We start from the raw sequence: 13,072 nt of genomic DNA on the forward strand, positions 1-13,072 counted from the left end.
CAGGGGCGCTACGCCATCCCGGACACCAGCCACAGCGCCAGGACGGCCAGCGGCACCGTCAGCACCACGGCCACCAGGCCAGCCAGGGCGAACCCGCCCCACCTGATGGGGACGTTCAGCACGCGCAGCCGCTCATGCCACAGCAGCGTGGCCAGCGAAGCCCATGCGGTCACCAGCGGACCAAGGTTCACCCCGATGAGCAGTGCCGCAAACCTGGCCGGCGATCCTGCCACCGGTTCCAGGGCAAGGTAGGCGGGGAGGTTGTTGGCGGCGTTGGCAGCGCCGGTCCCCAGCGCGGCCAGCTGCAGGAGCGCAGGCAGGCCCTCGCCGGAACCGGCCACACCAGCCAGCAGGGACGTGAGGCCATGGGCGTGCAGTGCCTCCATGAGCATGAACAGGCCCACCGTCAGCATCAGCGGCCGCCAGGGAACCATGGACCACCGCAGGACGGACGGCCGGCGGCGGAGGAAAGCCGCAAGGAGGACGGCCGCGGCTGCCAATGCGGGGTACTGCACCGGAACGCCGGAGACCAGGGCAGGCAGCAGGACCAGGAGCGTGAGCGCGGCAACCTTCAGCAGTTTGGGGTCACGGACCGGATTCGCAGGCTGCGGTGCGTACGTTCCGCGCAGGTCCCGCCGGAACGCCAGCCACAACAGGGCGAGGGGGACCAGCAGGCCAACCAGGGCAGGGGCCCACACCAGCCCCGCAAAACCCCATGGGCTTAACCCCAGCCGGTCCTGGGCCAGGAGGTTGGTCAGGTTGGAAACGGGAAGCAGCAGGGACGCAGTATTGGCCAGCCAGATGCTGGTCAATGCAAACGGCAGCGGCGGGATCCGGGCATGGACGGCCAGGAGGACCACCACGGGCGTCACCAGCACCGCCGTGGTGTCCAGGGACAGGAACACGGTGGCCACCGTGGCCACCGCCACCACCAGGAGCCACAGCAGGAAGACCCGGCCCCGGCCCAGGGCGGCCAGCCGGTCCGTCACCACCCGGAACAGCCCCGCCTCGTCCACCAGCTCGGTCACCAGTGACATGGCCAGCACGAAGGCAAGGATCGGAATGGTCCGCGAAGCGAGTTCGCCGAAGGCGGGGAGGGGGAGAACTCCTAATGCCAGTGTGGCTGTCCCTGCCGTTAGGACGGCGCCGGGCAGCAGGTAGCTCCGGGCGGCTTTCAGCCATGCGAACTGCTTCACCGGCCTATCCTCGCATCCCGGGCAGGGAGCGCCGCGCAGGAAGCGGTAGCTTTGTACCTATGAAGTACGCCCAGTCCATCCTGGACCTCATCGGCAATACCCCGCTCATCAAACTCAACCACGTGACCGAAGGCATCAAAGCCACTGTCCTGGTCAAACTTGAGTACCTGAACCCGGGCGGATCCATCAAGGACCGCATCGCGGCGCAGATGATTGAGGACGCCGAACGCGAAGGCAAACTGAAGCCCGGCGGCACCATCGTTGAGCCCACCTCCGGCAACACCGGCGTGGGCCTTGCCCTGGTGGCGCAGCAGAAGGGCTACAAGTGCATCTTCGTGGTCCCGGACAAGGTGGGCGAGGACAAGCGGGCCGTGCTGCAGGCGTATGGCGCGGAAGTGGTGGTCACCCCCACGTCCGTCCCGCCGGACAGCCCGCAGAGCTACTACGGTGTCTCGGACCGGATCACCCGGGAGACGCCCGGCGCGTACAAGCCGGACCAGTTCTCCAACCCGGCCGCCCCGGGCAGCCACTACAAGACCACCGGCCCGGAGATCTGGCGCGATACGGACGGCTTGGTCACGCACTGCGTCATTGGCGCCGGCACGGGCGGCACCATCACCGGCACCGGCCGGTACCTCAAGGAGGTCTCGGCGGACCGGCCGGAGTCCGACGGCGGCGTGGTCCGGATCATCGGCGCAGACCCCGCGGGCTCGGTCTACTCAGGCGGCACCGGACGGCCCTACTTCGTGGAGGGCGTCGGCGAGGACATGTGGCCGGCCAACTACGACAAGACCATCCCGGACGACGTGATCGCCGTCAGCGACGCCGATTCCTTTGCCATGACCCGCCGCCTGGCCCGGGAAGAAGGACTGCTGGTGGGCGGTTCCTCCGGGATGGCCGTAGTAGCCGCACTCCAGGCGGCGCGGGACCTGCCGGAAAGTGCCGTCGTCGTGGTCATCCTGCCCGACTCCGGCCGCGGCTACCTGGCCAAAATCTTCAATGACCAGTGGATGCGCTCCTACGGTTTCCTCTCCGGCGGCGAGGAAACCTCGGTGGGGGAGGTCATCAAGTCCAAGAACGGCGAACTGCCGGACCTGGTCCACATCCATCCCAACGAGTCGGTCCGGGACGTCATCAACATCATGAACGAGTTCGGCGTCAGCCACATCCCGGTGCTGTCGCAGGAACCGCCCGTGGTCATGGGCGAGGTCCTCGGCGCGGTGGACGAACGCACGCTGACCGGCAAGCTGTTCCGCGGCGAAGCCAAGCTGACGGACAAGATCTCCGAGCACATGGGGCCCAAGCTGCCCGTCATCGGATCGCTGGAAACCATCTCCGCCGCCAGGGAACTGCTGTCCGACACGGACACCCTGATGGTCACGTTCGTGGGTGCGCCGGTTGGAATCCTCACCCGGCACGACCTGCTGGCCTACCTCAGCAACTGATTCTGCGTTACCCGTAAAGGAGCACCCATGCCTGCCTCTGAAAACCAAGGTTTCAACACCCGCGCCGTCCACGCCGGCCAGGAGTTCGAGCCCCGCACCGGAGCCGTGGTTCCGCCGCTGCACTTCAGTTCCACCTACGCCCAGGACGGAATCGGCGGCCTGCGCAGCGGCTACGAATACGGCCGCGGCGGCAACCCCACCCGGGACGCGCTGCAGGTACAGCTCGCGGCGCTGGAACTGGGCACCCACGCCTACAGCTTCAGCTCCGGCCTGGCCGCCGAGGACGCCCTCATCCGCGCGCTCACCCGCCCGGGTGACCACATCGTGCTGGGCAACGACGCCTACGGCGGCACGTACCGGCTGATCAGCCGGGTGCTTGGCGACTGGGGGATCGGCAACACCCCAGTGGACATGGCCAACCTGGACATGGTCCGCGACGCCGTGGCCGCCAACAAAACCCGCTTCCTTTGGGTGGAGACGCCCTCCAACCCGCTGATGAAGATCACCGACATCGCAGCGCTCGCGGACATAGCGCACGACGCCGGGGCCCTCCTGGTGGTCGACAACACCTTCGCGTCCCCCTACCTGCAGACCCCACTCGCCCTGGGCGCCGACGTCGTGGTGCACTCCACCACCAAATACATCGGCGGCCACTCTGACGTGGTGGGCGGCGCCGTGGTGGTGAAGGACGCGGAGCTGGCCGACAAGATCGGCTTCGTCCAGTTCGCCGTGGGTGCCGTGTCCGGCCCGATGGATGCCTTCCTGACCACCCGCGGGCTGAAGACCCTGGGCGTCCGCATGGACCGGCACAGCGAGAACGGCCAGGCCGTGGCCGAGTGGCTGCTGGAACGCCCGGAGGTGGAGGCCGTCCTGTATCCGGGCCTGCCCACCCATCCGGGCCACGAGCTCGCCAAAAAGCAGATGCGGAAGTTCGGCGGCATGGTCTCGGTGCAGTTCAAGGGCGGTGAAGCGGCGGCGCGGAAGGTGGCTGAGTCCACGTCCGTGTTCACCCTCGCGGAGTCCCTGGGCGGCATCGAGTCCCTCATGAACTACCCCTCCGAAATGACCCACGCGTCGGTCAAGGGCACCGAGCTGGCCGTCCCGGTCAACCTGCTCCGCCTGTCCTGCGGCATCGAGGACGTGGAGGACCTGATCGCCGACCTGGACCGGGCCTTCTCCGCCATCCCGTAAACCACCCCCGCGAGATGTCATTTCGCGGCAATGTTCGCAGCCCGGACTGCCGTTAAGTGTTATCTCGCGTAGGGCATGGCTTTCTTGAAGAAAGCCAGCTAGGGTTCCCCTATGCCTCTCCGCTCAAACTGGTCCCAACGCAGCTGCAGCATGGCCCGCGGCCTGGACATCCTTGGCGACCCCTGGTCCATCCTGGTGCTGCGCGAGGTCTTCTTCGGGAACGGGCGCTTCGACGCCATGAAGAGCCGGCTGGAGGTTGCCGACTCGGTGCTCACCAAACGCCTGGCAGGCCTGGTTGAGTCCGGGCTGCTGGCCAGGAAGGCATACGACGACGGCGGCCGCACACGCCAGGAGTATGTGCTCACTCCCAAGGGTGAGGACGCGCTCCCGGTCCTGAACGCGGTCACCATCTGGGCGGAAAAGCACCTGCCCGCGCCCTCGGACCAGGCACACCTGTACGTGATCCATACCGGCTGCGGGGAGCCCACCACCTCGGCAGACACCTGCACCCGGTGTGGCGAAAAGCTGACGGCGGCCAACACCAGCTGGCACAGCCGGTCCAGGTCGGACCAGCCCATCCGGCTGTCCACCGCCTCCGGAACGGGAGCTGCCTCGTGAGCATCCTGCCCGGCGAAGCGGCCGACATTTCATCCCCGGCCCCAAGCAGTTCAGCCCCGGCCCCGGGCACGCAGCCCCAGGGCCCGCGGCGCCGCCTGCATCCCGCCTGGACAGTTGCCGCCGTTGCCTTCCTTGCCCTGGTTGGGGCCGCCGGATTCCGGGCGGCCCCGGGCGTCCTGATGGTTCCGCTCCAGCAGGAGTTCGGCTGGTCCACCACGGTCCTCTCGGCAGCAGTGAGCATCAACCTGGTGCTCTTCGGCCTCACGGCTCCGTTCGCCGCCGCCCTGATGGAACGGTTCGGCATCCGGGCTGTCACGGCAACGGCCCTGGTGCTGATCGGTGCCGGGAGCGCCCTGACGGTGCTGGTGAACCAGTCGTGGCAGATCCTGCTGACCTGGGGGCTGCTGATCGGACTCGGCACCGGCTCCATGGCACTGGTCTTCGCCGCCACCATCGCCAACAACTGGTTTGCGAAAAGCCGGGGACTGGTCATCGGCATCCTGACCGCCGGAAGCGCCGCCGGCCAGTTGGTCTTCCTGCCCTTCATCGCCCTCCTCGCGCAGGATCCAGGGTGGCGGCAGGCTTCCCTGCTGATCGCCGCCGGGGCGCTCGCCGTGGTCCCGCTGGTGCTGAAGTTCCTCAAGAACTCACCCGCCGACGCCGGAGTGCTGCCCTATGGCGCGGAAGAGGTTGAACACCCGGCAGGCTCCGCAAAAGCTCCGGAAGACGGCCCGCGCAGCAACGCCGCCGTCCGGGCCCTCCAGGTCCTTAAACGCGCCAGCAGGGTGCGCACGTTCTGGGCGCTCGCTGCCGGATTCGCCATCTGCGGCGCCACCACCAACGGCCTGATCGGCACCCACTTCATCCCCTCCGCCCATGACCATGGCATGCCGGAAACCACCGCCGCCGGACTGCTCGCCGTCGTCGGAATCTTCGACATCATCGGGACCATCGCCTCAGGCTGGCTGACCGACCGCTTCAACCCCCGCGTCCTGCTCGCCGTCTACTACCAGTTCCGCGGCATCGGCCTGCTGGTGCTCCCGCTGCTGCTGAACGCCGAGGTGCAGCCCAGCATGATCGTGTTCGTGGTGATCTACGGCCTGGACTGGGTGGCCACCGTTCCACCCACGGCCGCCATCTGCCGCGAAACGTTCGGAGCTGACGGCAGCGTGGTTTTCGGTTGGGTCTTCGCGGCCCACCAGCTGGGTGCCGCCGCCGCAGCCATCGCCGCCGGGGTCCTGCGGGATGCCACCGGCCACTACACCTACGCCTGGCTGGGTGCAGCTGCCATGTGCACCATTGCCGCGGTCATCAGTGCCACCATCCGCCGGAACCGCAGTTCACGGGAAGCGGAGCCGGCAGCGGCCTGATCCGGGCCACCGCTAGGCTGGTCCGATGGAACCTGTCACACCCCTCCCTGCCCGCCCCGTTGCCCTGGTCACCGGTGTGGGGCGGCTGGCCGGCATCGGTGCCGGCATTGCCCGGCAACTCGCGGCGGACGGCTGGGACCTGGCGTTGTCCTACTGGGCCGAGTACGACGCCCGCATGCCGTGGGGGAGCGAACCCGAGGACGTGGTCCGCCTCACCGCCGAGCTGGAGGCGATCGGTGCCAAGGTCCATGTCCTGTCAGCTGACCTCCAGGACCCCGGCGTCCCGGACCGGCTCGTGGCGGAGGCCGCACAGCTTGCCGGCCCGCTGCAGGGCCTGGTGCTCAGCCACGCGGAGTCGGTGGATTCAGGCGTGCTGGACACCAGCGTGGAGTCCTTTGACCGGCACTTCGCAGTGAACACCCGCGCCAGCTGGCAGCTGATCGCCGCCTTTGCGCGGCAGGCAACGGACGACGGCGGCGCGATCGTTGCGCTGACCAGTGACCACACAGCGTTCAACCTTCCCTACGGCGCCTCCAAAGGGGCCTTGGACAGGATCGTGGTTGCCGCCGCCCGCGAGCTGGGGCCGCAGGGGATCTCGGCCAACGTCCTCAACCCGGGGCCGGTGGATACCGGCTGGATGACCCCGGAGATCCGCGCGGAACTCAGCGCGCGTCAGCCCACCGGCAGGCTGGGCACCCCGGCCGACGTTGCCGGGACCGTGGCGTTCCTGCTCTCACCCGCGGGTCGTTGGGTCTCCGGCCAGCTGATCAAGGCTGACGGCGGCTTCTCGGCCTGACGTCTGGGCGTAGGCAACAGGCTTCCGCAGTCCTACAATCGCGGATATGGATGCCGTCGAGGTAGCCGGACTCAGGATTGCCTACCAGCGGGCGGGCAACGGGCCACCGCTGATCCTGTTCCACGGTGCCGGCGAGGACAGCAGGATCTGGCGGCACCAGCTGGAGGACCTGTCCAAAGACTTCACGGTGATTGCCTGGGATGCTCCCGGATGCGGTCAGTCCGATGACCCTGCACCCAACCTCTCCGCCCGGGACCTGGGGCTCCTCGCCGTCGGCTTTCTGACGGAAGCTGCGGGCGGGAACGGAAAGCCGCACGTCCTGGGAATGTCCTGGGGCTCCATGGTGGCGCTGGAGTTGTACAAGGGGTACCCGGAGGTCCCAGCATCGTTGCTGCTGGTATCGGCCTATGCCGGCTGGGCAGGATCATTGCCGCCGGAGGAAGTGGATCGCCGGATTGCCATGGTGGAAGCGGAGATCGGCGAGCCGCCGGGCAAGTTCGTTCACGAGTGGCTGCCCACCCTCTTCGCGAAAGACGCCGACCCTGCAGTGGTCGCCGAAATTGCCGCCGTGATGCTTGATGTCCGGCCGGCAAGCCTACGGGCACTGCTCAGCGCCAGCGGACGCGCGGACTACCGCAGCGTCCTGTCGACGATTGCTGTTCCCACGCTTTTGATTCATGGGGAGGAAGACCAGCGCTCACCGCTGTCTGTGGCGCAGGAACTGCACCGGCAGATTCCGGGTGCAGCGTTGACGGTGATTCCCGGTGCCGGACATCTGGTGTTCGCCGAAGCGCCGGAGCAGTTCAACGCCGAGGTTCGGCGCTTCCTGCAGGGTCTCGCCTGAGGCGCACCCGGAAGTCAGTGGAAGGCGTCCAGTCCGGTGATGTGCCGGCCGAGGATCAGGGTGTGCACCTCGTCCGTGCCCTCATACGTGCGGACCGATTCCAGGTTTGCGGCATGCCGCAGCGGTGAGTAATCCGTGGTGATGCCGTTGCCGCCCAGGATGGACCGGGCCTCGCGCGCCACGGCAATCGCCTCCCGGACATTGTTTAGCTTGCCCATGGAAATCTGCTCCGGGCGGATGCTCCCCGCATCCTTCAGCCGGCCCAGGTGCAGGGCCAGCAGGGTGCCTTTCTGGATCTCCACCAGCATGTTCACCAGCTTTTCCTGCGTGAGCTGGTAGCCGGCCAGCGGCTTGCCGAACTGCAGCCGCTCCTGCGAGTACGCCAGCGCGGCCTCATAGGAATCGCGGGCCGCGCCCATGGCACCCCACGCGATGCCATACCGGGCCTCGTTCAGGCAGGTGAACGGGCCGCGCAGCCCCCGCGCTGCCGGCAGCAGGGCCTCGGGACCCAGCCGGACGCCGTCGAACACCACATCACACTGGATCGAGGCGCGCATGGACAGCTTTTGCCGGATGGGCGTGGCGGTCACCCCGGGGGTGCCTGCCGGCACCAGGAAGCCGTGCACGCCGTCGTCCGTCATGGCCCACACCACCATCACGCCGGCCACGGAGGCCAACCCGATCCATCGCTTGGCGCCGTTGAGCACCCAGCCGGCGTCCTCCCCGTTGCCGTCCCGCTCAGCAAAGGTGGCCATGGAGGCGGGATCCGAACCGGCGGTGGGCTCGGTCAGGGCAAAGCACCCGATCACCTCCCCGGCGGCCATCCGGGGCAGCCACTCCTGCTTCTGCTCCTCGGACCCCCAGGTGTGGATGGCCGTCATGGCCAGCGAGCCCTGGACGGACACGAAGGTGCGGATGCCGGAATCGCCGGCCTCCAGTTCCATCGCCGCGAGGCCGTATTCGACGGCGGACCGGCCGGGGCAGCCGTAGCCCTCCAGATGCATGCCCAGGACCCCCAGTTCACCCAGCTCCGGGGCCAGGTCCAGGGGAAAGACGGCGTCGTCATACCACCGGGCGATCTCCGGTTTGATCCGTTGATTGGTGAAGTCACGGACCTTCTGGCGGAGCTCCAGTTCCTCCGCCGAGAGCAGGGAATCGAGGTCCAGCACGTCGGAGGTGCCGGCCGTCATGGCTTCACCTGTCATTTCTTCACCTCGAAGTAGCCGCGGGTGGAGGGCAGGAAACGGCAGACGACGGCGAGGACCACGCCGAGCGCCAGCAGCAGCACGCCGCTCACGAAGGCGCCGCCGACGCCGAAGATCTGGGTGTCGCCGTAGGCCGGGTCCCACATCTGCACCGCCGAGATGAAGAACGCCGCGGTCAGCAGCAGCGCCCCGGCCAGGGGCAGGATGCCGCGGAACCAGAGGTTGCGCACCGATTCCCGCAGCGTTCCACGGAAGTACCAGAAGCAGGCAAAGCCGGTCAGGGCGTAGTAGAACGCGATGAACAGGCTGATGGCACTGATGGAGTCCGCCAGCAGGTTTTCGCTCAGGAAGCTCATGGCCACGTAGTAGGCCGCGGCTGCCCCGCCCATCACCTGGGTTGAAAAACCTGGCGTCTGGTTGCGTGGGTGCACCTCCGCGAACTTTGCCGGCAGTGCACCATGGACACCCATGGAGAGGGTTCCGCGGGCGGTGGGCAGGATGGTGGTCTGGGTGGAGGACAGGACGGACGCCAGAACCGCGACGACGATCAGCCAGCCCCATGGGCCCAGCACCACGTCCTTCATGGCCAGGAAGACATCGTCCTGGTTGGCCTCGTTGCCCAGGCCGATGCCCTCCGAGCCCACGGTGGCGTACATCATCACCAGCAGCCCCACGGAGACATAGATTGCCACCAGGACGAACGCCGAGATCACGGCGCCGCGGCCGGGGGTGGTGGACGGGTTTTCGGTTTCCTCGTTCACGGCAAGGCAGGTGTCCCAGCCCCAGTAGATGAACAGTGCCAGGAGTGCCCCGTGTACTACAGCACCGGGATCGGCGAAGGCGCCGGCGGGGTTGAACCACTCGAGATCGAAGGCCTGCCCTTCCGGCGCACCGCCCACGATCCGCACCACGATGGCCAGCGCAAAGAGGCCCAGCGCAATGTACTGGACATAGGTCAGCACCCGCTGGACGTGCTCGCCGAGGCGGATCCCGCGGTAGTTCACCAGCGTCATGAGGACGATGAACGCCAGCCCTGTGCCGGTGACCAGTACTTTGTTCCCCGCCAGGGACCCGTCGCCCACCAACAGCCACAGATACTGCCCGGCCACCTGTGCCAGGTTGGCCAGGACCACGATGCCGGCAAGTGCCACGCCCCAGCCGCCCAGCCAGCCCGCCCAGGGGCCGAAGGCCCGGCGGGACCAGGTGAAGGTGGTGCCGCAGTCCGGGATGGCGCTGTTGAGCTCACGGAAGGCGTAGGCGATGAACAGGACCGGAATGAAGCCCAGCAGCAGGATCAGGGGAGTGTAGTTGCCGTTAACCGCAACGATGAGACCCAGGGTGGCGGCCAGCGAATACACCGGAGCGGTGGAGGCCAGGCCCAGCATTACCGAGTCGCCAAGGTCAAGGATGCCGGCCCGCAACCCCTTGGCGGGCACAGGGATGCCGGTCCCGCGGCCGGGGCCGCCCGTCGTCGTCATGTCCGTGCTCATGCTGTCACCGGTTTCATAGAACGATTCCTGCCTTGGTGGTATTGGCCACCGCGGAAAGCGGCGCCGGCGCGTCAATGGTGTTGGGGACAAAGCGGCAGAAGTAGTCGGTGACCGGGCCGTCCGATTCGCGGATGCCGCAGCCCACGGACTCGCCGTCCACCACCCACAGGCCCAGGACGGGGTGGTTGCCGTCGAAGTCCGGCAGCGGGTGGTACTGCTGGTAGCACCAGCCCTCGCGGCCGTAGCCTCCGGGCTGTTCCAGGCTGATTCCGTCCGCGTGGATCCGGATGTTGTCGCCTTCGCGGCCGTGGAGGGGCTTGGCCACCCATTCCTTCAGCGGCCCCGGATCGGTGAGGTAGGCGGGCAGCAGGTTGGGATGGTTGGGGTAGAGGTGCCACAGGGCGGCGAGCAGGGCCTTGTTGGAGAGCAGCATTTTCCATGCGGGCTCCACCCATCGCGGGTTGTGCGCCCGCTCCAGGAGGCGGGGCCCGAATTCCTCCTTCATCATCAGCTCCCAGGGGTAGAGCTTGAAGATGGTGCTGATCATGAAGTTGTCCAGGTCCACGAAGCGGTTCAGGTTGGGGTCCCAGCCGATATCGGACATGTTGATCCCAATGGTGGTCCACCCGGCCTGGCCGGCGACGTCGCGCATGTAGGCCGCGGTCATCCAGTCCTCACCTGATTCCTCAACCTCCGAATGGGCAACGTGGAGGGTGCTCATGCCGGTGCGGTACTGGAACTTCTTCCACTGCCGGATCAGGGCTTCATGGATGCCGTTCCATTGATCCTTCTCCGGGTGGACGTCCTGCAGCCAGAACCATTGGGCGACGGCGGCCTCGATGAGTCCGGTGGGGGTGTCGGCGTTGTATTCGAGCATCTTGGCCGGACCGCCCCGGCCGTCGTAGATGAAGTCGAACCGGCCGTACACATCCACGTCGCCGGCCTGCAGCGATTCGGCCGCCAGTTCCAAAGCCTGCGGGCCAATGCCGATGCTGCCCATGGCGCCGGTGGCCAGGAATTTCGCGGCCTCCAGGCACATGCGGTGCATGTCCTCGGCCGCCGCCTCGAGGGTCTCCACCTCGTCCATGGTGAATTCGTAGTACGCGGACTCGTTCCAGTACTCGATCCGGCGCCCGTCATCCATGGTGGTGGTGGAGAACACCAAGCCCTGCTCTTCGATCTTCTGCTTCCAGCCCGGACGCGGCTGGGACAACATCCTCTTCATCCGTCAGCCCCCCGAAACTTTGCCGCCGCCACCGCTTGAGCCGCTTTTGGCGCTCGAGCCGAAACCGCCGCGGCTGACCGTACCGCCCTTGCTGCTGTAGCCGGTGGAGGCCTTGGCCCCGCTGGGGATGGTCCTGGTGTAGTTGGGTGACGTCGACCGGTTCTGGCCGATCGGCGGAACGCTTGCCCCACGGGAGTAGAAGTACCAGGCGTAAATGCCGCCGCTGCGGCCCGCCGAGCTGTCGCAGCTGGTGTCCGCCACGCGCTCGCCGGTTTCGTCGTTGAAGCACACCTGTGCGTATTCGGGGTCGTCCTCGTTGCTGGCCACCACTGCCGTAATGGTTCCGGCCAGGAGTGCCGTGACGCCCAGGCCCACCACCACCGTGCGCCGCTGGGAGCGCTTCTTCCGTGCCGCTGCATCGTTGAGCTGTTTTTCCCGCTCCCGGGCGAACGGGTCAACAGGAGTGACCGGTTCATTGAGGAGGTCGGGGCGCAGGTCCGGCTTGGGGACCTGCCAGGGCGGAGGCTTGGCGGTGCTGCCCCCGGGGGTTTCCGAAGGCACCTGCCCGGAGGCTCCGCCCCGTCCTTTGTCCTGCGTTTTGTTGGGGTCCTCGTTCGGGTCCATGGTGTTTGAATCCACAGCGTCCCCTTCAGTTGTCCACGTGAATTGGGCACAGCGCTGCACCCCCATTGCAATCCTCGGATCAGCGTAATCCCTCTGCCGGGCCGCTGCGAGTAAAACCGCGCTCCAAGGCGGGGGAGAAGTGCCCATGGCAGCAAGGCCGGGAGGCGGCGGGGGAGGACCCTAGACTGATGCCATGGAATCAGGTTCTGTCCTCGCCGTCTGCCGCGTCCACCAATTGATCGGGGACCAGGGAAACGTTGGTGTCACGGCCATCGACAAGCGCCCGGCGAACGGGCCCGTGAAGGTCCACAAGCTGGGCCTGCGCGGCGACATCCAGGCCAACAGGGCGCATCACGGCGGGGAGGACCAGGCCGTCTACGCCTACTCCCAGGCCGACGCCGACTTCTGGGCCGGGAGCCTGGGACGGGAACTGCCGCCGGGCGCCTTCGGCGAGAACCTGCGGGTGTCCGGCATCGAAGCCACCCACGCGGTGATCGGGGAGCGCTGGAAGGTGGGGCCCGACGTCGAACTCGAAGTCACCTCCCCGCGCACCCCCTGCGCCACGTTCCAGCGCCGGATGAAGGAGCCGCAGTGGGTGAAGCGGTTCACCGACGAGGGGCGGGTGGGGACGTACCTGCGCGTCATCCGCACCGGCAGCATCCGGGCCGGCGATCCCATCGAGCGGACCTTCGTGCCGCGGCACGGCATCACCATCGGCAGATGGTTCAGCGCGCCGGACGCGGAAGTCATCAAGGCCCTCCGCAGTGCAGAGGCCGACGGCGAGATCAGGCTCCAGGACGAATACCACACCAAGTTCGGGGTGCTTTTGCGGCGGCTGGGGCAGTAGCACCCCCGCCCTTGGCGGGCTGTGTGCGGAAGGTCACCGCCGCCGTCGGACCCTGAATTGGCGGTCAGTGGCGTCCATCCTTTACACTTGAAACATCCCCCACTCCGGAAATCCCTTATTCCTGCCCAATTTTTGAGGCAGGACTGGCAAGTGTTGGGGCCCGCGCAAGCGATGCGGGCATTTTCATAGGGAGAGCCGGCTAAAGAAAACGCTGTACAGAC

General features: G+C 67.3%; 12 protein-coding genes. 7 read left to right on the top strand and 5 right to left on the bottom strand.

The genetic code is table 11. The features are described from left to right. Nucleotides 1–8: 8 nt before the first annotated feature. Entirely contained in the window at nt 9–1,196 is a 1,188-nt protein-coding gene (locus ACR65K_RS01510; RefSeq protein WP_440151070.1) for an ArsB/NhaD family transporter, read from the bottom strand. A 59-nt stretch (nt 1,197–1,255) separates the two neighbouring features. On the opposite strand from ACR65K_RS01510, the gene ACR65K_RS01515 reads away from it, so the two are divergent. From ACR65K_RS01515 to ACR65K_RS01540, 6 genes are all read left to right on the top strand, one after another. Then, nucleotides 1,256–2,641, top strand: coding sequence for a cystathionine beta-synthase (locus tag ACR65K_RS01515; RefSeq protein WP_440151072.1), 1,386 nt, complete (start codon nt 1,256–1,258; stop codon nt 2,639–2,641). A 27-nt stretch (nt 2,642–2,668) separates the two neighbouring features. After that, the gene (locus ACR65K_RS01520; RefSeq protein WP_056329588.1) at nt 2,669–3,832 is read left to right on the top strand and encodes a cystathionine gamma-synthase; all 1,164 of its coding nucleotides are present in this window, start codon (nt 2,669–2,671) and stop codon (nt 3,830–3,832) included. Between the two features lie 111 nt (nt 3,833–3,943). Next, nucleotides 3,944–4,450: a winged helix-turn-helix transcriptional regulator gene (locus ACR65K_RS01525; protein ID WP_056329592.1), complete on the top strand. Its 507-nt coding sequence runs from the start codon at nt 3,944–3,946 to the stop codon at nt 4,448–4,450. Nucleotides 4,451–4,476: 26 nt separating this feature from the next. Then, nucleotides 4,477–5,820: an MFS transporter gene (locus tag ACR65K_RS01530; protein ID WP_440151455.1), complete on the top strand. Its 1,344-nt coding sequence runs from the start codon at nt 4,477–4,479 to the stop codon at nt 5,818–5,820. Between the two features lie 25 nt (nt 5,821–5,845). Beyond that, nucleotides 5,846–6,616 (top strand): SDR family oxidoreductase, encoded by a 771-nt coding sequence (locus ACR65K_RS01535; RefSeq protein ID WP_056329599.1) that lies wholly within the window; start codon nt 5,846–5,848, stop codon nt 6,614–6,616. 46 nt (nt 6,617–6,662) lie between these two features. Beyond that, a complete protein-coding gene (locus ACR65K_RS01540) occupies nt 6,663–7,460 on the top strand; it encodes an alpha/beta fold hydrolase (protein WP_056329602.1) in 798 nt (265 codons plus the stop codon). 14 nt (nt 7,461–7,474) lie between these two features. Here ACR65K_RS01540 and ACR65K_RS01545 read toward each other — a convergent pair whose 3' ends face one another. The 4 genes from ACR65K_RS01545 to ACR65K_RS01560 are packed head-to-tail and all read right to left on the bottom strand — an operon-like array spanning nt 7,475 to nt 12,019. Next, nucleotides 7,475–8,665, bottom strand: a complete 1,191-nt coding sequence (locus tag ACR65K_RS01545) for an acyl-CoA dehydrogenase family protein (RefSeq protein WP_440151076.1) — start codon at nt 8,663–8,665, stop codon at nt 7,475–7,477. Next, the gene (locus ACR65K_RS01550) at nt 8,662–10,155 is read right to left on the bottom strand and encodes an APC family permease (RefSeq protein ID WP_056334049.1); all 1,494 of its coding nucleotides are present in this window, start codon (nt 10,153–10,155) and stop codon (nt 8,662–8,664) included. The genes ACR65K_RS01545 and ACR65K_RS01550 overlap by 4 nt, the downstream gene beginning before the upstream one ends. A 13-nt stretch (nt 10,156–10,168) precedes the next feature. Continuing rightward, nucleotides 10,169–11,380 (bottom strand): glutathionylspermidine synthase family protein, encoded by a 1,212-nt coding sequence (locus tag ACR65K_RS01555; protein WP_440151078.1) that lies wholly within the window; start codon nt 11,378–11,380, stop codon nt 10,169–10,171. A 3-nt stretch (nt 11,381–11,383) separates the two neighbouring features. After that, the gene (locus tag ACR65K_RS01560; protein ID WP_440151080.1) at nt 11,384–12,019 is read right to left on the bottom strand and encodes a Tat pathway signal protein; all 636 of its coding nucleotides are present in this window, start codon (nt 12,017–12,019) and stop codon (nt 11,384–11,386) included. 178 nt (nt 12,020–12,197) lie between these two features. Between ACR65K_RS01560 and ACR65K_RS01565 the strand changes: the two genes are divergently transcribed. Further along, on the top strand, nt 12,198–12,851 hold the full coding sequence (locus ACR65K_RS01565) for an MOSC domain-containing protein (protein ID WP_440151082.1): 654 nt from the start codon (nt 12,198–12,200) through the stop codon (nt 12,849–12,851). Nucleotides 12,852–13,072: the final 221 nt, after the last annotated feature.

The organism is Arthrobacter sp. SAFR-179 (assembly GCF_059414945.1).

Excerpts from the sequence above, each read along its gene's own strand:
- ACR65K_RS01540 (WP_056329602.1), top strand. The coding sequence starts at position 6,663 with ATGGATGCCGTCGAGGTAGCCGGACTCAGGATTGCCTACCAGCGGGCG.
- ACR65K_RS01565 (WP_440151082.1), top strand. The coding sequence starts at position 12,198 with ATGGAATCAGGTTCTGTCCTCGCCGTCTGCCGCGTCCACCAATTGATC.
- ACR65K_RS01550 (WP_056334049.1), bottom strand. The coding sequence starts at position 10,155 with ATGAGCACGGACATGACGACGACGGGCGGCCCCGGCCGCGGGACCGGC.
- ACR65K_RS01555 (WP_440151078.1), bottom strand. The coding sequence starts at position 11,380 with ATGAAGAGGATGTTGTCCCAGCCGCGTCCGGGCTGGAAGCAGAAGATC.
- ACR65K_RS01515 (WP_440151072.1), top strand. The coding sequence starts at position 1,256 with ATGAAGTACGCCCAGTCCATCCTGGACCTCATCGGCAATACCCCGCTC.
- ACR65K_RS01520 (WP_056329588.1), top strand. The coding sequence starts at position 2,669 with ATGCCTGCCTCTGAAAACCAAGGTTTCAACACCCGCGCCGTCCACGCC.
- ACR65K_RS01525 (WP_056329592.1), top strand. The coding sequence starts at position 3,944 with ATGCCTCTCCGCTCAAACTGGTCCCAACGCAGCTGCAGCATGGCCCGC.
- ACR65K_RS01545 (WP_440151076.1), bottom strand. The coding sequence starts at position 8,665 with ATGACAGGTGAAGCCATGACGGCCGGCACCTCCGACGTGCTGGACCTC.
- ACR65K_RS01535 (WP_056329599.1), top strand. The coding sequence starts at position 5,846 with ATGGAACCTGTCACACCCCTCCCTGCCCGCCCCGTTGCCCTGGTCACC.